A 19,671-nucleotide genomic window follows, 5' to 3' on the forward strand; every position below is an offset into this window, starting at 1 on the left:
AAGCTAGCGGTAGAGGGTAACGATGGAGCGTGCGTTTAAGGACACTGCGTGCAAGCCGCACCGGGTGAGGTCAGCAGCGGAGAATCGTCGGGTTCATCCATTTGGCTAAGTAGGTGCCCACTGTAGGTTTTCAAGCGAGTGGGGCAGGCGTGTAAGCGCTGTAAGAAGTCGTCAATTGCGCTCTCGCTGTCTAGTTCAGGGTCAAAACCACCTAAACGCTCAAGCCAGGCCCGCTGAACGGCGATGTAAGGTGGCAAGAGCAACGCGCTTGCCAGTAAGCGGCGCAGAATGCGCTCAGAAAATGAGGGCTGAGCAAGGCCAATAATCAATGCATCCAGCGTGTAGGTATCTAGCTGTAGGTAAAGCGAACCCCAAAAGCTGGCAGGCAGCGGCTGCTTCTGCAGCGCGATAATTAGCCACTCCGCTTGGCTGGCAAGCGCCGCTTTGTTGAGTCGCGCGCCTAGCGGCAGCTTGGGGGTGATCAAGCAGTGAGTGTGATAGCGCTGCTCGATAGAGCTAAAATGTGCATGGGCCTGGGAGCCCGTTACCAAAATAGGCAGCAGGTGATCGGCAACGCCAGATTCACGTATGGATCTTAAATGGCGTGGCAACATTGTACCTGTCACCATGGCATCAACGATAAAGCAGACCGAACCCATTTATCGGCTCCAGCTGTGAGCATATATATCAGATTGTAATTTATTGTAGTATCTGGTTTGTTTAAGTAGCAAGAAAAAGTTTGCGAGCCAAATAAAAGTGCTCATTACAATTAGTGCGCTATATTGGTGCGAATGCGGTTGTTTTTTGATCTATTTTGGTGCGTTGAGCTTTTTTTAACGTGACCTATAATCCGTGATTACCTCTTTATGCATCATGAAGAGGCACTAAGCGTCATTTTTTAATGGTTATAAAACAATTGGTTGTTGTTTTTCATGTCATATTGGTGCGGTTTTGGCATGATATGTGCTCTAACTAGGTAGAATGTTTTATAGCGGCTAGCGGCTAGCGGGTCGTAGGCACAAGCCTTGCGGCGTGCTAAGACAATAGCCGGTTTGAAATGCTCGCTGAGCGATTTGTTTACCAATGTCGGGCAAACGTTGAGCGAATAAGAATGACACGCGTGCGGTTTTGCACGTATTTTGTCGAACAGCACTTTTATCGTTAACTTATTGTCGTTAGCTTTAAGCCACGCTCATACCGGAGGACACTATGTCAGCCAAGACTCTCGCGCTAATTGAAGAACATGATGTTAAGTGGGTAGACCTGCGTTTTACCGACACCCGCGGTAAAGAGCAGCACGTCACCGTGCCGGCCCGCGATGTGGACGAAGAGTTCTTTGAAAACGGTCATATGTTTGACGGTTCCTCAATGGAGGGCTGGAAGGGTATTAATGAATCTGACATGATTCTTCGCCCAGATGATGGCACTGGCTTCCTCGACCCCTTCACCGAAGACGCTACCCTGATTTTACGTTGCGATGTCATTGAGCCTGCCACCATGCAAGGCTATGACCGCGACCCGCGCTCTATCGCTAAGCGCGCAGAGGCTTATCTACAGTCGACCGGTTTGGGCGATACCGCCTTTTTCGGCCCTGAACCTGAATTCTTTATCTTTGATGAAGTGCATTGGAAAACTGATATTCAGGGCTCCATGTACAAAATCTCCTCTGACGAAGGCGCTTGGGCAACCGACAACCGTGTTGAAGGCGGTAACTTAGGTCACCGCCCGCGTGTTAAAGGCGGCTACTTCCCGGTTCCGCCGGTTGATAGCTTCCATGACATTCGTGGCGCTATGTGTAACACCCTGGAAGCGATCGGCCAGACCGTGGAGGTTCACCACCACGAAGTTGCCAACGCAGGTCAGAACGAAATCGGCGTTCGGTTTAACACGCTGGTGAAGAAAGCTGACGAAGTTCAGGAAATGAAGTACGTGATTCACAACGTGGCTCACGCGTACGGCAAAACCGCCACCTTTATGCCGAAGCCGCTGGTAGGCGACAACGGTTCTGGTATGCACATTCACCAGTCGTTCTGGAAAGATGGCAATAACCAGTTTGCGGGCGATGAGTACGCTGGCCTGTCTGAAATGGCGCTGTATTACATTGGCGGTGTTATCAAGCACGCCCGCGCCTTGAACGCCTTCACTAACGCGTCTACCAACTCCTACAAGCGTTTGGTGCCTGGCTTTGAAGCGCCAGTCATGTTGGCTTACAGCGCTCGTAACCGCTCGGCGTCTATTCGTATTCCGTATACCGCCAGCCCGAAAGGCAAACGTGTCGAAACGCGCTTCCCGGATCCGACCGCTAACCCGTACCTGGCATTCGCTGCCCTGTTGATGGCCGGTATCGACGGTATTAAGAATAAGATTCACCCTGGCGATGCGATGGATAAAAACCTGTACGACCTGCCGCCAGAAGAGGGCAAGTCAGTGCCGACCGTTGCCAATAGCCTGGATCAAGCGTTGGAAGCACTCGATGCAGACCGCGCGTTCTTAACCGAAGGCGGCGTGTTCTCCGATGAAATGATCGACGCATACATCGATCTCAAAATGGAAGAAGTGGAGCGAATTCGCATGACCACGCACCCGATTGAGTTTGATATGTACTATAGCTGTTAAGAACAGCTGCTAATCAGCGTTGTTAGCCCCTGGCTGCTATTATCAGCCAAGTGGTGGTAGCGATGATTGTTAATAGAACCCCGCTTCGGCGGGGTTTTCTGTTATAGGGACTGAAGAGTTCAATGAGCAGGATATATACATTAGCGATGCACGGTGTGCTAGTGGCTTTTTTGGGCGCCGCGCTCGCTGGCACAGCAGTTTCGGCGTTCGGGCAAGCGGTTTATCGGGTTACCGATGAGCGTGGCAACATCACCTTTACCGATAACCCAGGCAGTGGCGGTGAGGCGCTAAAATTGGCGCCATTGCCGGGCTGGTCGCCGGCGTTAAGAGCCGCGGCCCGCCAAGCGGCTGAGCGGCCACGCGGTAAGCCGGGGCAGCCCTTTATGCCTTATGACCATTTTGCGATCGCATTGCCCCAGCAGGGCGCACAGCTGGAAGAGGGTATGACCGCCGTGGAAATGGTGATTGTGCCACCCCTACGCGATGACCATCAGGTAAGGCTGTTAGTAAATGGCGAAATAAGTCAGACAGCGCTACACAGCGATGTGTTCTGGTTAACCGGGCTGGCAGCGGGGCGGCACGAGCTTCAAGCAGAGCTCTTGGGTAGTAGCCAGCGGTTGCAGCACCGTACGGCGGCGGTGACGATTAACGTTCCTTAATAACGGTTCATTAAATTTTTTATGCACTAAAATGGTGCGCATGTTGTGGCGGTTAGCGCTGCGAGTGCGCTAAAACGATTCACTCCCTTCCGTTGCTATGCTCGCAAGCCGTGCTAATAGGTATAACTGGGTAATTGGCGCGCTTTTTGCAGTTCCCTCATTGATCATCCACCTGTAGGTCTGTAACGGCGATGGAAGACCCGATTTCTCAGGACACCACTAATGCATCAGCGCTTGCTTGAACATCTCACCACAGCGGTCTTGCTGCTCGACGGCGAACTACGTGTGCGTTGGATGAACCCTGCCGCTGAGGCCTTATTAGCGGTCAGCCTTACCCGTGTGCACGGGATTAGTTTGGATACGTTACTCGGCGGTGATGAAAGCATTGACGATGTATTGGCCAAGGCGCGCGATGCGTTTCACCCATACACTCAGCGTGAAGCGCGCATTACCCCGCTGAACAGCGAGCCGCTCACGGTCGACTACACCGTTACGCCGTTATCGGACGATGAGCTGCTGTTGGAAGTGGAGCCGCGGGATCGGTTGATGCAAATTTCCCGTGAAGAGGCGCTAACCACTCGCCAAGAGACCATTAAGGTGCTTGCCCGTGGCCTAGCCCATGAGGTGAAAAACCCCCTTGGTGGCATTCGCGGTGCAGCGCAGCTACTAGAGCGTGATTTAGACGACCCGGCACTGCGCGAATATACCCATATTATTGTCGAAGAGGCGGATCGGCTGCGCGATCTAGTCGATTCCATGCTTGGCCCTAACCGTATTCTGAAGCACGAGCCGGTCAATATTCACAAAGTACTTGAGCGGGTGCGGGCACTGCTGATTGCCGAGCATCCCAGCGTGATGATCAGCCGCGATTACGACCCCAGCCTGCCCGACCTTTCCGGCGATGAGTCACAAATGATTCAGGCGGTGCTCAATGTGGCACGTAACGCCGTCCAGGCCATGAGCGACGCGCAAACCTCAGCGCCTACGCTAATACTGCGTACCCGCGCCCGCCGCCAGTTTACGCTCGGCGCTGAACGCCACCGGCTGGTCAGTGAAGTCGCGGTTATTGATAACGGCCCCGGCATTCTCGAGGCGCTACAGGAAACACTTTTTTACCCGATGGTGTCAGGGCGTGCGGAAGGCAGCGGCCTGGGGCTCTCCATTGCTCAGTCGATTTTGCACCAACATCAAGGATTGATTGAATGCGACTCACGAGCCGGACACACCGAATTTCGTTTACTGATTCCAATGATTATTAATTTCACCGGAGAGGCGTCATGACAGAGGCTGCACGTAATGATGTGGCGCGGGTGGTCATTGTCGATGATGACCGTGCTATCCGCTGGGTACTGGAGCGCGCCTTAGCGCAACCCGACCTTGACGTTGAGTGTATTGAGCGCGCTGATGTCGCCCTATCACGGTTGCTGGAAACCCCACCAGATGTACTGGTCACCGATATTCGTATGCCCGGCATCGACGGGTTGGATTTAATGGCCAGAGTGCGCGAGGCGCATCCAGACCTGCCCGTGATCGTAATGACGGCGCACTCTGACTTAGACAGTGCCGTAGCCTCGTATCAGGGCGGCGCGTTTGAATACTTGCCCAAACCGTTTGACGTTGATGAGGCCCTGGCGCTAGTTCGCCGTGCCGTGGCACATGCCCGAGAGCGTCAGCGCCCGATCACCGTGCCGGAAGGCCTAAACGCCGAAATTATCGGCGAAGCGCCCGCCATGCAGGAAGTGTTTCGGGCCATTGGCCGCCTTTCTCATTCGCACATCACGGTATTGATTAACGGGGAGTCGGGAACCGGTAAGGAGCGCGTTGCCCAGGCACTCCATCAACATAGCCCGAGGGCGGGCAAGCCGTTTATTGCGCTGAACATGGCGGCCATTCCGCGTGATTTGATTGAGTCTGAGCTGTTTGGCCATGAGAAGGGCGCCTTTACGGGCGCCGCGCAGCAGCGTCAAGGGCGCTTTGAGCAAGCCAACGGCGGTACGCTATTTTTAGACGAAATAGGCGATATGCCGTCTGAAACTCAAACGCGCTTACTGCGTGTCTTGGCCGATGGTGAGTTCTACCGCGTTGGCGGCCATACGCCGGTCAAAGTGGATGTACGTATCATCGCCGCGACCCACCAACATCTAGAAGTGTTGGTGGACGACGGCCGCTTCCGTGAGGATCTGTTCCACCGCTTGAACGTGATCCGTATTCATCTGCCCAAGCTCGCCGAGCGGCGCGAAGATATCCCTAGCTTAACGCGGCACTTCTTAGCCGAAGCGGCGAAAGAGCTGACCACCGATATCAAGGTGCTCACCAGCGAAGCAGAAGCTCATCTAACGCGCTTGCCGTGGCCCGGTAATGTCCGGCAGTTAGAGAATATCTGCCGTTGGCTGACTGTAATGGCATCCGGGCGCGAAATTCTGGTTGAGGATCTGCCGCCGGAACTGCGCTCGCCGAGTGCGTCAGAAGGCAGTGCCCACGGCGATTGGCGCACGGCATTTCGCGATTGGGCCGACCACGCACTGGCCGAAGGCCATACCCATTTGCTGGAAGAGGCGGTGCCCGATTTCGAGCGAATTTTGATTGAGACCGCGCTGAAACATACCGGCGGTCGAAAAGGTGAGGCTGCCGAGCTGTTGGGTTGGGGGCGTAATACGCTCACCCGCAAGCTGAAAACACTGTTGCCGGCACTCGCCGACGAGTAGCGGCCTATTGGCTCGCTTCAATACGTTTAATTTCCGCCAGCAGCGCCTCAGCCTCTTCGGTAAGCGTTGCATTGGCGCGCATATCGCCATTACGTGACGCCTCCATCGCGGCTTGAAGTTTACGTTCATAGCCTTGTTGAAGTTTCTTTTGAGGGTCGCGCTTAAATATACCGAACATGAACAATCTTCTCGTTATTTAGGGATTTATAGCTAGTTCTTTATGTGCAGGGTTTTATGTACATTATTTGTATAGGTTTATATTGCTCGTGTCGAATGCTTATTTAGCTAGCGTTCAATGTGCCGCTTTTAAGGTCGGCACTGCACTGGCGTAAAAAACGCTCAAAATCGACCAGGATGGTATCCAAGCTGGCGTGTAGGCGGTGGTCGTCGTCTACCATTCGCAGCGAAAGCCGCTGTAGGCGGGCACGTTCAATCACCGGACCAGGGGCCACAACATCATCCCGCCAGCCGTGAATAATGTGAGTATGGCGTGCTTGAATAGTGAGTGAAGTTTCCGGGTAGTCGGCTAAACCCAGCGCAGGGGCGAGTAAAAAACAGCCAAGCACTGGCTGCTGGGCGCTTACCGCTGCGCTTAGCCATCCGCCTAAGCTAGAGCCTGCCAGCACGCATCGGGCCGGGTTGTCGCCACGCTCGGCTAACACCTTCAATAGATGCAGAAGCCGCTGTTGAGGCTCTGCCATACCGCGGTAATCCATCACCACGGGTTCGCAGTCATCGAGTTCTTCAGCAACGCCTTTTAGGGCTTGGGTTTTTAATGCCCCCGGCCCGCTCTCTAGGCCGTGGGATAGGTAAACAGTCATCATGGTGATTAATCCGCTGAGCGTTGAATAGCTTGACCACCCTGTTCAATGTCTTCTCCTGCGCCGCGAATGGTATTGCAACCGCTTAACAGCAGCAGAGTGGTGACGATAAGTATGCCAAGGGCAACAGTACGTTTCATAGAGGCCTCCTTGAAAGCATAAGGGGTAAAGCTGAAAGCTACGCCAAGTAAGTAGCAAAAATAATCCTTACCGAGGCGCTCCGCTACGTTTTTTCGTGTGCTTATGTCGCATGTGCCAGTTCTGTACATCAAAACAATCGACAAAAGGGCTCGAACAGCCGGTATGTTTTATTTTAAGCGATTGTTTTTAAACTTAATTATTGTTTTTTGGCATGGGTTGGCTCAACCCCTGCAAGTAATAGGCAGTTGCTTAGATGTTCAGTTGTTTAGGTTTAGCCGTTTAGATAATTGTCAGCAGTAACTGAGTGAGTGGGCTGACAGGCAGAAGGAGGGCAGGGAGCCAAGTTGTTAACAGGACGTTAAAGGAAAATCCGCCCACTCACTGGTTGCAGCGCAAGGAGGCGCTGTTCATCAAGCCATGGAGTGGAACGATGCAAAAAAGCCATCTCGTGAAAATGAGGTGGTTTTTTTGCGTGATAATGTTTATATAAATAATTGATATTGCTAGGTTATTTGTTAATGTTGCTTGCATGTGTTTTGTGCAGACAAAGATGCGCTGATAAAGATGCACAGATAAAGATAGTGTTTTGGTCTATCCTTTACTGGAAACCATAATGCAGCGGTTATATAAAACGTAAACGTAACGACCGCACACTATCAGGGACAAAATTATGGCGATGGCATTGATGTTATGCATGTTTGTTTTGTTCTTAGGGTTTTCAGGAGTAGGGGTGTACATGGTGTTCAAGACATCGTTTATGGCAAGACTGGATGATTTCGATGATCTACCACCCGGCAATTAGTAATAGTTAGTCTAAAAACAATCTATTAATTGCGTCAAAAACGCCCGCTCAGTGGGCGTTTTAGCCCATCCAGTAAAGGCTCATCAAGGCAAAAGCGTAGCCCATCGCGGCCCCTGCCAGTACGTCGCTCACATAGTGCAGCCCTAACCCAACGCGTGAGATCGCTATTAGCAGCGCTAACGGCATTACCACGGGTAACAACCAAGGCGTATGGGCTGCCACCAATACGCTAAACATCACCGCATGCATGGTGTGGCCGCTGGGAAAGCTGTAACGATCTCGCGCCGGTTCGCTGCACTGAATACCCTCACCGTACGTGATAAAAGGTCGCTCGCGGCATAGGCGCGTTTTTACCAGCCGATAAACGGCAACGGCTAACAGGGCGGTGACGCTGTACTGCATCACCCGCCAAGAGCCATTTGGCTGCAGCCATGGCTGGGCGAGAATAAGCAGCACCCAGATAGGCCAATCACCTAAGCGGCTGGCAGCCTGCAGCGTGAGGCGCCAGGGGCGGTAGAGCGAAAGCCGCGATATGCGCTGGCAGAACTGCCACTCAAGCAGGTCAAGACGGTCGAATACGACAAGCGGACGCGGGCGCATGATGAGTCTCCTGGGCGTGGTGTAAATAGTGCAAAAATTGCTCGGCAATGCCGGACCAGCTCTGTTCAAGCGCACGCAAGCGCGCCACTCGACCTAAGCGGGCATAGTCAGCTGGATGTTGGCACAGCTCTACCGCTGCCTGTTGAAAAGCAGCGCTATTGCCAGCGGGCACCGTAATACCGTTGTGACCGCAGTTAATCAGTTCAGCGCTGGCAGCGTGATCATAGGCCACCACGGCTAGGCCGCTGGCCATGGCTTCCGCCACCACGTTGCCCCAGGTTTCTGAAAGCGAGGGGAAAATAAATATATCCGCGCTGGCATAGTGGCGAGCGAGGGCTTCTTGGCCCACAAAGCCGGTGAAATGTGCATCGGGCAGCGCCTTCTGCAGCTGCGCTCGGGCGGGGCCATCGCCCACAATCACAAGCGCGATATCGGGACGCACCTCACGCATGGCCTGGAAACTTTCGTGCAGCAAGGAGAGGTTTTTCTCAGCAGCCAATCGGCCAACATACAGTGCGACCGGCTGATGCTCGCTAACCCCCCAGCCTTTGCGTAATGAAAGGTCACGGTGGGCGGGTGAGAAGCGTTCGCCATCCAATCCCCGTGACAATACATGGACATCACGTATCCCCTGATGCTGCAACGCTTTTGCTTGCTGGTGGGTAGGCACTAACGTCAGGTCACAGCCGTTATGGAAGTAGCGTAAGTATCGCCGAGTCGTCGACGTTAGCCACGTGACGCCATAGTCTTTGCAGTAGTGGTCAAAGTTGGTGTGCCAGCCCGCAACAAGGGGAATATTGAGCCGTCGCGCCGCTTGGCGTGCCGCCCAGCCTAGTGGCCCTTGGGTTGCCAAATAGATCACATTAGGTCGAAATTGACGCCAAAAGCGCCGCAGGGTCGCAGGGGTTACCAAGCCGACTTGTACATCGGTGTAGCCGGGTAACGCAAGTCGCTGTACCTGTAGTTCGCGCTTAATACGCGTAGCGTTACTCGCCACTCGAGGACGTGGGCGAATGACATCAACCGGCACTCCTTGCCGACCAAGTTCATAGCTTAACCGGCTCAGCGTATGGGCAACGCCATTGATATCCGGTGACCATGTTTCACTAACGATGCAGAGCCGCATGAGCGATTCATCTCTTTATCACGTTTTTACATAGTCTGGGTGGGGAGAATGACACTGCCGAGTCAAATAAGTGAATAAGTGATGACATGTCAAGAGAGGGTAGGAAATAAATAGCAATAGCTGCTTACTCAAATAGCAGTTAAATATTAAAATAAGATGACGGGTTTGTTTAAAAACACATAAAAAAATAAGTTCCCGAAAAATTTAAACTTTAAAATTAATGAAATATAAATCTTTTAAGGTTCCCTGCGTTGAGGCGTTCTTCGTCCTTCATTGTGCCTTCGTAAAGCGCAAGCATTAATTACTTCAATGGGAACAATCATGTTTAAAAAAACGACACTGGCCCTCGCCGTTAGCGGTTTATTGGCAGCCTCTGCAGCACAAGCAGCCACCGTTTATGATCAAGACGGTACCGATCTTGAAATCTATGGTCGTATCGCTATGGGGATTGAAGGCGGCGGCGAAAAAGATGGCGTTGATAACGGCGAAGAGTTCCGTAACGTTGGTTCGCGTTTACGGATTACCGCAGGTCACCAAATTACTTCAGATTTGCGCGGTTTTGCACGCGTTGAGTGGCGTTTTACCGGTGATGAACGCAATCAAGACTCTGGCTTTGATGAAGTTCGTAACAGCTACCTAGGCTTGGAAAGCCAGCAGTTTGGTACCTTCATGGCCGGTAACTACGATAGCTTCTACGATGACTACGTTACCTCGCCGTTTGATGTGTACGTTGAAGATGGCTATGAGTTAGCTGGTGGTGGCCTTCAAGCACGTGGCGACTCGCTTGGCTACATTTCACCTGAAGTCAATGGATTTCAGGCGGTTTTTTCCGCCAAGCACTTCTCTGAGCGCGGTTTTACGCCAGCAGAGCAGAGCGGTGAAGGGTCTGTTATTGCTACCCAGGGTGGTGTTGTGTACGCAACAGGACCTGCTCGCTTTGCACTTGGCTATGTGGAAGACACGGTTCGTGGTGGCGGTAACGGAGAAAACCGTTTCGGTGCAACGGCCACTTATGACTTTAGCGATGCAGTATCAGCACGCTTGGGTTACGAAACCCGCGATGATAACGAAACCTTTGGCGGTGGTTTTGACACGGCTGGTGTAGGCGGTAGTTTTGCGACGGGCGCCTGGAACTTCCACCTCGATTACTACAACATCGAGCCAGATAACTCCTCAGACAGCCGTAACGCCTGGGCCGCTGCTGCCCACTACGATATCTCCAATAACATGGATGTTTTCGTAGAACTTAACGATGCCGACCAAGATGCGATTAGTGATGTTGAATACGACGTTTATTACATTGCCGGTGTTCGTTACCACTTCTAAGTGAAATAGTAAGTTCTTTAGTTTTTAGTTAGCTCGCATGTTTCGATCTTTACCGGTGTGGATATTTCCACACCGGTTTTTATTGTGCTTATGAACTAACGTTAAATAACGCGTTTTCTGATTTGTGATGAGAGCTGCTCAAAGCCAATCACGACTACCAAAATAACTAAAATAATGGTCAATGCACGGTCATAATTAAATAAGCGCATAGCAGCAGCTAGTTCAACCCCGATACCACCAGCGCCTACTAAACCAAGCGTGACCGCTGAGCGCAGCGCTTTCTCAACGCTATAAAGGCTTGTTGCCGTCATTGAGGCCAGTGTTTCTGGCAAAATGGCGCCGCCAATCACTGACAGCCTGCCTGCGCCAGTAGCGCTTAGCGCTTCAGATGGACCAGGGTGAACCTCTTCAATGCGCTCCGAAAAGAAACGGGCCGCAAAGCCGATAGTGTCCATCACAATAGCGAGAACCCCGGCAATAGGGCCGAGACCAACCGCCACCACAAAAATAAGCGCCCAGATAAGATCAGGGATGGTGCGCATGGTAGCAATCATCAAGCGCGTGATTGAGCGAACCCACGGGGCTGGCGAGGTGTTGCGAGCCGCCAATAGCGCGAAAGGAACGCTAAAAATAACACCAATGGTGACGCCCACAATGGCAATGTTGAGAGTTTCATACATTGACCAGGCCAGCACATCGAGATCGGCTAGGTTGGGGGGAAAGGCACGTCCTATAAAGTGGACTAAATTGACACCGCCGCGCAGCAGGCGTTCCAGCGTCAAGTTGGTGGCCATCACGCCCTGAATAAACAGCGCTAAAAAGACTAACACCACCCCCCAAGTAAACGGGGAAGGCATGGCAAGTCTCGGTGGAAGAGAAGAAGTGGTACGGCGTTGAATAGGCATAGCGCTCTCGACATTAACGGGTAGAGGGGATGGCGGTAATAGCAGTGGCGGGAGCAGAGGTTTGATCAACCCGAACATCACCCTGATAGAGCTGCTGCATAGTGGCTAGTGCCACCTGTTGGCGCGGCGAATCGAGCACTATTTGCCCCGCCTTCATGCCGACGATGCGATCACCATACTGCTGCGCTAATTCCAGCTGATGCAGCGTGCAGAGCACGGTTAGCTGTCGTTCAGCCACTACATCAAGCAACAGATCCATGATTTCCTTGCCTGCCTTTGGGTCAAGGCTAGCCACCGGCTCGTCGGCAATAATGATCTCGGCGTCTTGCATCAGCGTACGAGCAATTGCCACACGCTGCTGTTGGCCGCCGGAAAGTTCGCGGCAGTCAGCAAGGGCCTTGTGCGCTAACCCAACGCGTTCAAGTGATGCCATGGCGCGTTCGCGCAATTCATGGCTAGCGAAGCAGGCAAGCGAGGAGAGCAGACCAAAGCGCTGCAACCCCATGGCGCCATACAGCACGTTTTGAAACACGCTGACGTTTTGCACCAGGTTAAATTGCTGAAAAACCACACCCACCTTGCGTCGTAGCTGGCGTAACTTCGTTTTGGAACGGTGGTTGAGGGGCTCCCCAAAAAGGGTGATATCCCCTTGATCGTGAGGCGCTAATCCATTCAAACAGCGCATTAGTGTCGACTTGCCGCAGCCGTTTGCCCCCAAGAGAATGACGCACTCGCCTTTGCTAATTTCCAGCGTTAAGCCACGCAGTACGTGCAACTGCCCGTAGTGTTTATGCAGATTGTGGACGCTGATAGCCTTCATAAAAAAACCTCCTGCGTTAGCGGCAGGAGGTGGATAAATTGAATGTTCATGGACAGACCTACTTATTAGCAGCACATCCCTGTGCCGTTGTGGAGCGAAAAGAGGGAGGTGTTTACAGATCGATACCCGCTGCTTCGTAGGCGCGGCGTACTACGTCGTAATCTGCGTTGGTGCGGTCAAAGCCTAGCGAAGAGTCCCGGTTTAGGAACTTATCTTCGTTGCGATCGGTGGCAATCAGCGCGTTCCAGAGCGTGTCGGCATTGGTTTTGAGTGTTTCACTTAGGGCTGTTTTGCAGGCGTCGTCTAGCGAACCACGCATTATCACCGGGTCACCGGGTAATACGTCGCTTTTGGCGATTACGCGGTATTCGCCGTCGGGATCCATCGCCTGAATTTCGTCGATATCCCGGTTGCCACCGCCCATGGCATCTACATCACCGTTGACCAGCGCGGCAATGCGCGCATCACCGGCCATAATAATTTCCAGGTCGCGTTGAATGTCTAAGCCCGCGTCGACCAACATCTGGCTGGGGAAAATGTGCCCACTGGTGGAGCCCACGTCTTTCAGCGCCACGCGACGGCCTTCAAGGTCTTCAAGCGTTTCGATATCGCTGTCGGCGGGGACAAAAAAGCTGCTGCCGTAGTGAGGGCGCTCAATGGCAAACAGAATTTCGATATCGCTTTCGCGGTCAAACAGCACAAATTCAGAGGGACCGGCGAAGACAAGCTCAACATCGTCGTACTGCAGTGCTGTGCCAGCAGCGGTGCGGTTACTCAGGCTAAACATCTCAAGCGCCAGGCCCGTGGTCTCTTCAAATACTTCAGCAAACGGGCCAAAGGCGTCTTCTAACGGCCCCATACCTTCAATGCCGGTATCCGCCATGCGTATCGGGTTAGGGCACACATTGCTTAAATCGTCATTGGCGAATGCCGAAGGTGCCGCGACAGCAGCAATGACTGCGATAGCCACGCTAAGAGCGGATTTATAAACATTAGATTTATGCATGAGTCGTTATCCTGTCGGCGAAAGAAGGCTACATTGAAGTGGTAACTAGGATGGCAGCCGACAATGACGGTAAAATGTAGTGCAGATGACGATCTCGTCACGGATTGATGACACCGCCGCCGATGGCGGCAGCCATACGGTACTCGGAGAAGCCTACGCTGATGGCCGGATTGTTGATGTAGCTCAAGAGGATATAGATCAAGAGGATGTGGCCCAGGAAGCGTCGCTGTGAGCTCTGGGCCACGGATAGCGCTTACTCATCAATAATGCTTTCAAAGCCTCCAAAGATGGCCCGCTTGCCATCAAACGGCATCGGGTTAACGTCCATCTGCAAGCGCGGGTCTTGCATGACTTTGGGCATTGCCTCATCACGCACGGCGCGGGATGGCCACTCAATCCAGGAAAAGATGACACTTTCATCATCCTTGCGCTTCACCGCCATGGGGAAGGAGGTCACTTCCCCTTCGGGCACATCGTCACCCCAGCATTCCACCACTCGGAGCGCACCGTGCTCCTTAAAAACAACGGCCGCGGCACGGGCGTGTTCAATAAATTCAGATTTATTAGCGGTTGGCACGGCTGCGACGAAACCATCCACATAGGGGTATGCAAGCTTGCTCATGGCTATTCTCCTGTTTCTGTTTTAGGTGCTGCTTTAGGTGGGAGTTCTCGAACCGGGCGTACTTCAATGCTGCCCAGCCGGGCTGGTGGGATACGGCTAGCCAGCTGCAGCGCTTCATTCAAGTCGTGAGCTTCGAGTAGATAGAAACCCGCCAACTGCTCCTTGGTTTCCGCAAAGGGGCCATCGGAGATTAACGTCTCGCCATCGCGCACGCGTACGGTGGTGGCGGTTTCTATCGGCTGTAACGCTTGCCCGGCTAGGTAGTGGCCGTTGGTGCTCAAGCGCTCTACACCGGCGATACACTCCTGATTTAGGTCTTGCCATGCCTGTTCGCTCATGGCGTTGATAATTTGCTCTTGGTAATACACCAGCGCAACGTACTTCATAGGGAGTCTCCTTCTGTAGCCAAGGGGCAGTTGTCTGACGGAACGTTTACCATCCAGCCGACGCCAAAACGATCAACCGTCATGCCGAACCCTGGTGACCAGAAGGTTGCTTCGAACGGCATGATAATCTTTCCACCCTCTGCTAGCCGGGCAAAGGTTCGTGCGGCCTGCTCGATATCCTGATACTCCAATTGAACCTCTACCCCTTGGGGCGGTGTATAGCAGTCAGCTGCCATATCGGCGCCCATTAAGCGACGGCCTCGTAGGTTCAGCGAGGCATGTATGATGCGGTCATGGAGGGCGGGCGGCATGTGTTCCGCGGCGGGTGTGTCAGCATAGGTCAACAAGCACTCCAACTGGCCGCCGGTTACATCAGCATAGAACTGCATGGCTTCCCGGCAGGTGCCGGGAAAGGCAACGTGCACGTTCATGGCATCCGGTACACGAGAGAGAGTGCGGTGCTGCTCAAGTCCGGCGCCGGGCTCAAAATCTTCCAGCGAGAAGTAGCGCCGTAGTTCAAGGGTCACGTTGCCATCGGCATCCTGAGTGGGCCACTGCTGGGCCCACTCAATGGCCGCCTGCAGGGAGGGGGCTTCGAGCACGCTGTAACCGGCAATCCGCTCACTGGCTGGAGACAAAGGCCCGGGGATGATGGTGGGTTCACCGTTTTTGAAACGGATCAGACACCCGTCGCTGGTCGGATGTAAGCCATCGCCGCACAAAAACACGCCTGCCTGGGTCATGCGCTGGTTATAAGCAGCCATGGCGGCAAGCATTTCCTGGGATGGCATAGCGCCATTCTCGGTGTTGGCATCGGCACGGCGTATCAGCATGAATTTCATTGAGAGCCTCCTGGTTGGTCAGGGTAGTGACTCTCTTTAGTCGTTTGGCATCGTCTTGAATCGACATAGCCTAAGCATTTTTTTATGGAGAATTTTCGAGCTCTGCCAATCGCCTGTTCAAAAAACGTTTTTCTGGATCCAGGGTGGCCAATAGTAGCGCCTGCTGATAGGCGCTGCGCGCGGCCTCATGCTGGCCTTGGCGACGCAGTAAATCCGCTTTTGCGGCATGAAATAAATAATAGCGGCTTATTTGCGGGTGATTTGCAATGTCGTCGAGTAACGTCAGGCCGGTATCGGGAGCACCATTCATGGCAATGGCGACCGCACGATTCAGCGCCAGGATGGGTGATGGAAAGCGTCGACAGAGGGCATCGTAGAGCCTGACGATACGCCCCCAATCGGTCTGCTCGGCGCGGCTAGCCTGGGCGTGTACGGCGGCAATCGATGCCTGAAGGGTGTAGTACCCGGCAGGGGAGAGCGCCAGTGCCTGTTCCAACCACGCTATGCCGGCCTGGATATCTTTCTGGTGCCATAGGCGCCTGTCCTGAGCATCCAGTGTCACCAGCTCACCGTCGCTATCCTGACGGGCATCCCGGCGGGCATCATTAAGTAACATTAAGGCCATCAGCCCAAACACCTCACCCTGGGGAAGTAGCCGCGCCAGCTCATTACCCAGTCGCATGGCTTCTTGGGTTAGGCTGATATCGACCACGTTAGCTCCCGTGCTGCGTGAGTAGCCTTCATTGAAGACCAGGTAGATGACTTGGAGTACATCGGGGAGGCGATTGGGTAATTCTTCCTGGGTAGGCACGGCATAAGGAATATGCGCATCGCGAATTTTGCGTTTGGCACGCACAATACGCTGAGCCAGCGTCGTGGGTTTCATCAGCAGGGCGCTGGCTACCTGCTCAGTGGCCAAGCCGCACATCTCGCGAAGCGTCAGGGCAATCCGTGCTTCCATGCTCAAACTGGGGTGGCAGCAGGTGAATAGCAGCCGCAGGGCGTCGTCTTCGATAGTCGTTGGCTCAAGATCCAGCGTCTCTTCTGCCAGTAACGGCTCTGTGGGTAACAACAAGTGGGCCCGACGGCGTGCGGTACTGCGCTTGCGAATTTGATCGATTCCGCAGTGGTAGCCGGTGCGAATTAGCCATGCCGTGGGGTTGTCAGGTTTGCCGTTAACTGGCCACTGCTGAACAGCAGCCACAAAGGCATCCTGCATGGCTTCTTCGGCTAGCTCGAAATCCCCCAGCAGGCGTATCAGCGTCGCAAGAACACGCCTGGAGTGGTTACGGTATAGGCCATCTACGTGTGAAGGTTCAGTGCTCATCGACCCGTGCGCTACTCGGATAAAGGGTTAGGTGAGCAGCAGACACGCGTGCTGCTCGTTATCTCAAACGTAGCGCATGGTTGTTCCGTTGACTTATTTTTTATTGTCTTGCTTTTTGGGGTAGGCTTTTAATCCCCCGTACGTTTGCCCGTGGTGCTGTTGAAAGGATGCAGGGCGTCGCGGGTCACAAAAAACCGCAGGGTTTCGCCTTCAGCGACCGGCGGCTGGCCCGAGACGCGAATCACCGTGGGCTGGTCGCTATCGGCAAGGGCCACATACAAATGGCTTTCGGCGCCGGCGGCTTCAAACAGCGCCAGCGTTGAGTCGACGGTTAAGTGAGGCGCTGCGGGTGGCGCTAGGTGCATATCATCCGGGCGAATGCCGACGGTATCGGTGCCTTCGGGCAGGTTATCCAGCAGGCCGTTAGCGCCCTGAGCTTTCAGGTACTCCACCGGTAGCATATTCATGGCGGGGGAGCCGATAAACCCGGCCACAAACATGCTCGCGGGGCGGGCGTAGATCTCCATCGGTGTGCCCACCTGCTCAATCTGCCCAGCGTTCAGCACTACCAAGCGGTCACCCAGGGTCATGGCTTCTAACTGGTCGTGGGTTACATATAGGCTGGTGGTCTTCAAACGCCGCTGCAGCTGCTTGATCTCCACACGCATCTGCACGCGCAGCTTGGCATCCAGGTTGGAGAGCGGTTCATCAAACAGAAACGCCGCCGGTTCGCGCACCAGGGCGCGGCCCATGGCGACGCGCTGGCGCTGACCACCGGAGAGCTTGCGCGGTTTGCGCTCCAGAAATTCTTCGATCTCCAACATTTTGGCGGCAATACGCACGCGCTTCTCAATTTCGTCTTTTTTAAAGCCACGGTTTTTTAGGCCGTAGGCGAGGTTGTTGTACACCGTCATATGCGGGTAGAGCGCGTAGTTCTGGAACACCATGGCGATATCGCGTTCGGCAGGTTCGAGCTTGTTCACTACCCGATCGCCGATTTTGAGCGTGCCTTCGGTAATCGTTTCCAGCCCTGCCACCATGCGTAGCAGGGTAGATTTGCCGCAGCCGGAAGGCCCCACCAGCACCACAAATTCGCCGTCTTCAATATGCAGGTCGATGCCTTTCACGGCATCCACATTGCCTGTGTAAGTTTTCTTCAGCCCTGCCAAGGTAATGCTGGCCATGTTATTTCTCCGTCTCGGTCAGGCCTTTCACAAATAGGCGTTGCATAAACAGAATCACTAATACCGGCGGCAGCGCCGCCATAACCACCGCTGCCATCACCAGGTGCCACTGCGGATTCTCTTCCGAGGTCATGCGCTGAATACCCATCACAATGGTGGTGTAGTCAGGGTCGGTGGTAATCAGTAGCGGCCACAGGTACTGGTTCCAGCCGTAGATAAACATGATCACAAACAGCGCGGCGATATTGGTCACTGAAAGGGGCATTAAGATGTCTTTAAAGAACTTGAACGGCCCGGCGCCATCGACCCGCGCGGCTTCGAGCATCTCTTCTGGAATGGTCATAAAGAACTGGCGAAACAGAAACGTTGCGGTGGCCGAAGCAATCAGCGGGATCGACAGCCCGGCAAAGCTATTGAGCATTTTAAGATCGGCGACCACCTGAAAGGTGGGGATTATGCGCACCTCTACCGGCAGCATCAGGGTGACGAAGATCAGCCAAAAGAAAAACATTCGAAAGCGGAAGCGAAAGTAGACAATCGCAAAGGCTGAAAGCAGCGAAATAAACAGCTTGCCTACGGTGATTGCCATCGCCATCACAAAGCTGTTCCAGAGCATTAGCGCGGCAGGCGGAGAGTTAGCCGACGACACACCGGATTGCCACATCTGGGTATAGTTTTCGATGCCATGGCTGCCGGGGAGCAGGGGCATTGTGCCGCGCAATAGCTCACCCGGCGCTTGGGTCGAGGCCACAATGGCGATGTAAACCGGGAATACCACTAGCGCCACGCCAATGATTAACACGGTATGGGCGAAAAAATTGGCCCAAGGGCGGTTTTCAACCATTAAAATACTCCGACAAGGGCTTATTAAAAGGACCCGTTAATAGTTAACGCGCCGCTCAATAAAGCGGAACTGGATCACCGTCAGCACCACCACAATCACCATCAGAATCACCGACTGGGCCGCTGAAGAGCCCAAGTTCAGCCCCACAAAGCCATCGGCGTAGACCTTGTAAACCAGGATATTGGTGGACTGGGCCGGGCCGCCCTGGGTGGTGGCGTGGATAATCCCGAAAGTGTCGAACATGGCGTACACCACGTTCACCACCATTAAGAAAAACGTGGTGGGCGTAAGCAGTGGGAAAATGATCGTCCAGAAACGCTTAATGGGGCTGGCGCCATCAATCGAGGCTGCTTCAATCAGCGATTGCGGAATGGACTGTAAACCGGCCAAAAAGAACAAAAAGTTATAGGAGATCTGCTTCCAGGCGGCGGCTAGAATTACCAATAGCATGGCGTCACTGCCCGAGTTGCGATGGTTCCAGTTGTAACCCACCATCTCCAGCATATAGGGCACGATGCCGATGGAAGGGTTAAAGATAAACCACCACAACACCCCTGCGATTGCGGGTGCAATGGCGTAGGGCCACACCAGTAAGGTGGTGTAGGTACTGCGTGAGCGAATCATTCGATTCACGGTGCTGGCCAGCAGTAGCGCTACCGACATCGATACCAGCGTGGTGCCAACCGCGAACACCACGGTGACCGACAGCGAGTTGAGGTAGCTGCCGTCGCGGAACAGTCGTGCAAAGTTTTCCAGGCCCACAAACGTCGAGCGCAGCCCGAAAGCATCTTCGCGCAGCAGCGATTGATACAGCGCCTGGCCCGCCGGCCAGATGAAAAAGATCAGGGTAATAATCACTTGGGGCGCCAGCAGCGCAAATGGCAGCCATCGCCCCGGAAAGGTCATGCGTTTAGTTTGCATGGGCAGCTCGCATCAAAA

Annotated in this window: 22 protein-coding genes; 6 read left to right on the forward strand and 16 right to left on the reverse strand. The window is 53.8% G+C overall.

What is annotated here, in order from left to right; translation table 11 throughout:
- Positions 1-35: 35 nt before the first annotated feature.
- On the reverse strand, positions 36-659 hold the full coding sequence (locus tag ACQE2I_RS00950; RefSeq protein WP_427029632.1) for a hypothetical protein: 624 nt from the start codon (positions 657-659) through the stop codon (positions 36-38).
- A 550-nt stretch (positions 660-1,209) separates the two neighbouring features.
- On the opposite strand from ACQE2I_RS00950, the gene glnA reads away from it, so the two are divergent.
- From glnA to ntrC, 4 genes are all read left to right on the forward strand, one after another.
- The gene (gene glnA, locus ACQE2I_RS00955) at positions 1,210-2,616 is read left to right on the forward strand and encodes a glutamate--ammonia ligase (RefSeq protein WP_427029633.1); all 1,407 of its coding nucleotides are present in this window, start codon (positions 1,210-1,212) and stop codon (positions 2,614-2,616) included.
- A 122-nt stretch (positions 2,617-2,738) separates the two neighbouring features.
- Complete coding sequence (locus ACQE2I_RS00960; RefSeq protein WP_427029634.1) at positions 2,739-3,275, forward strand: DUF4124 domain-containing protein; 537 nt, start codon at positions 2,739-2,741, stop codon at positions 3,273-3,275.
- A gap of 222 nt (positions 3,276-3,497) precedes the next feature.
- Positions 3,498-4,556, forward strand: coding sequence for a nitrogen regulation protein NR(II) (gene glnL, locus ACQE2I_RS00965; RefSeq protein WP_427029635.1), 1,059 nt, complete (start codon positions 3,498-3,500; stop codon positions 4,554-4,556).
- Positions 4,553-5,980 carry a nitrogen regulation protein NR(I) gene (gene ntrC, locus ACQE2I_RS00970; protein ID WP_427029637.1) on the forward strand — a complete coding sequence of 476 codons (1,428 nt, stop codon included), beginning with the start codon at positions 4,553-4,555 and terminating at the stop codon, positions 5,978-5,980. Before glnL ends, ntrC begins: the two co-directional genes overlap by 4 nt.
- Positions 5,981-5,984: 4 nt before the next feature.
- On the opposite strand, the gene ACQE2I_RS00975 is transcribed toward ntrC, so the two are convergent.
- The 5 genes from ACQE2I_RS00975 to ACQE2I_RS00995 form a co-directional block, all read right to left on the reverse strand.
- Complete coding sequence (locus ACQE2I_RS00975; protein ID WP_427029639.1) at positions 5,985-6,158, reverse strand: DUF6435 family protein; 174 nt, start codon at positions 6,156-6,158, stop codon at positions 5,985-5,987.
- A gap of 103 nt (positions 6,159-6,261) precedes the next feature.
- On the reverse strand, positions 6,262-6,804 hold the full coding sequence (locus ACQE2I_RS00980) for a YqiA/YcfP family alpha/beta fold hydrolase (protein WP_427029640.1): 543 nt from the start codon (positions 6,802-6,804) through the stop codon (positions 6,262-6,264).
- Positions 6,805-6,809: 5 nt separating this feature from the next.
- Positions 6,810-6,941: an entericidin A/B family lipoprotein gene (locus ACQE2I_RS00985; RefSeq protein WP_427029641.1), complete on the reverse strand. Its 132-nt coding sequence runs from the start codon at positions 6,939-6,941 to the stop codon at positions 6,810-6,812.
- Between the two features lie 863 nt (positions 6,942-7,804).
- Positions 7,805-8,344: a phosphatase PAP2 family protein gene (locus tag ACQE2I_RS00990; RefSeq protein ID WP_427029642.1), complete on the reverse strand. Its 540-nt coding sequence runs from the start codon at positions 8,342-8,344 to the stop codon at positions 7,805-7,807.
- Positions 8,307-9,470 (reverse strand): glycosyltransferase family 4 protein, encoded by a 1,164-nt coding sequence (locus ACQE2I_RS00995; RefSeq protein WP_427029643.1) that lies wholly within the window; start codon positions 9,468-9,470, stop codon positions 8,307-8,309. The genes ACQE2I_RS00990 and ACQE2I_RS00995 overlap by 38 nt, the downstream gene beginning before the upstream one ends.
- A gap of 321 nt (positions 9,471-9,791) precedes the next feature.
- Here ACQE2I_RS00995 and ACQE2I_RS01000 point away from each other — a divergent pair, with 321 nt between their 5' ends.
- A complete protein-coding gene (locus ACQE2I_RS01000) occupies positions 9,792-10,796 on the forward strand; it encodes a porin (protein WP_427029644.1) in 1,005 nt (334 codons plus the stop codon).
- Between the two features lie 101 nt (positions 10,797-10,897).
- Here the strand turns inward: ACQE2I_RS01000 and phnE are convergent, their stop codons facing one another.
- The 3 genes from phnE to phnD all read right to left on the reverse strand — a co-directional run bounded on the left by phnE (position 10,898) and on the right by phnD (position 13,527).
- On the reverse strand, positions 10,898-11,701 hold the full coding sequence (gene phnE / locus ACQE2I_RS01005) for a phosphonate ABC transporter, permease protein PhnE (RefSeq protein WP_427029645.1): 804 nt from the start codon (positions 11,699-11,701) through the stop codon (positions 10,898-10,900).
- Between the two features lie 13 nt (positions 11,702-11,714).
- Positions 11,715-12,521, reverse strand: coding sequence for a phosphonate ABC transporter ATP-binding protein (gene phnC, locus ACQE2I_RS01010; protein WP_427029646.1), 807 nt, complete (start codon positions 12,519-12,521; stop codon positions 11,715-11,717).
- Positions 12,522-12,633: 112 nt separating this feature from the next.
- Positions 12,634-13,527: a phosphate/phosphite/phosphonate ABC transporter substrate-binding protein gene (phnD, locus tag ACQE2I_RS01015; RefSeq protein ID WP_427029647.1), complete on the reverse strand. Its 894-nt coding sequence runs from the start codon at positions 13,525-13,527 to the stop codon at positions 12,634-12,636.
- Between the two features lie 85 nt (positions 13,528-13,612).
- On the opposite strand from phnD, the gene ACQE2I_RS01020 reads away from it, so the two are divergent.
- Positions 13,613-13,759, forward strand: coding sequence for a hypothetical protein (locus ACQE2I_RS01020; protein WP_427029648.1), 147 nt, complete (start codon positions 13,613-13,615; stop codon positions 13,757-13,759).
- Between the two features lie 21 nt (positions 13,760-13,780).
- On the opposite strand, the gene ACQE2I_RS01025 is transcribed toward ACQE2I_RS01020, so the two are convergent.
- From ACQE2I_RS01025 to ugpA, 7 genes are all read right to left on the reverse strand, one after another.
- The gene (locus tag ACQE2I_RS01025) at positions 13,781-14,149 is read right to left on the reverse strand and encodes a DUF1428 domain-containing protein (protein WP_427029649.1); all 369 of its coding nucleotides are present in this window, start codon (positions 14,147-14,149) and stop codon (positions 13,781-13,783) included.
- A 2-nt stretch (positions 14,150-14,151) separates the two neighbouring features.
- Positions 14,152-14,535, reverse strand: a complete 384-nt coding sequence (locus tag ACQE2I_RS01030) for a YciI family protein (protein WP_427029650.1) — start codon at positions 14,533-14,535, stop codon at positions 14,152-14,154.
- Positions 14,532-15,377 carry a YciI family protein gene (locus tag ACQE2I_RS01035; protein WP_427029651.1) on the reverse strand — a complete coding sequence of 282 codons (846 nt, stop codon included), beginning with the start codon at positions 15,375-15,377 and terminating at the stop codon, positions 14,532-14,534. Before ACQE2I_RS01035 ends, ACQE2I_RS01030 begins: the two co-directional genes overlap by 4 nt.
- 82 nt (positions 15,378-15,459) lie before the next feature.
- Positions 15,460-16,704 (reverse strand): RNA polymerase sigma factor, encoded by a 1,245-nt coding sequence (locus ACQE2I_RS01040; protein ID WP_427029652.1) that lies wholly within the window; start codon positions 16,702-16,704, stop codon positions 15,460-15,462.
- Positions 16,705-16,832: 128 nt separating this feature from the next.
- Complete coding sequence (locus ACQE2I_RS01045) at positions 16,833-17,888, reverse strand: sn-glycerol-3-phosphate import ATP-binding protein UgpC (protein ID WP_427029653.1); 1,056 nt, start codon at positions 17,886-17,888, stop codon at positions 16,833-16,835.
- 1 nt (position 17,889) lies between these two features.
- Positions 17,890-18,732, reverse strand: a complete 843-nt coding sequence (gene ugpE / locus ACQE2I_RS01050; RefSeq protein ID WP_427029654.1) for a sn-glycerol-3-phosphate ABC transporter permease UgpE — start codon at positions 18,730-18,732, stop codon at positions 17,890-17,892.
- A gap of 36 nt (positions 18,733-18,768) precedes the next feature.
- The gene (ugpA, locus tag ACQE2I_RS01055) at positions 18,769-19,653 is read right to left on the reverse strand and encodes a sn-glycerol-3-phosphate ABC transporter permease UgpA (protein ID WP_427029655.1); all 885 of its coding nucleotides are present in this window, start codon (positions 19,651-19,653) and stop codon (positions 18,769-18,771) included.
- Positions 19,654-19,671 lie beyond the last annotated feature (18 nt).

This window comes from Halomonas sp. H2 (genome assembly GCF_050215315.1).
Lineage (GTDB): Bacteria > Pseudomonadota > Gammaproteobacteria > Pseudomonadales > Halomonadaceae > Vreelandella.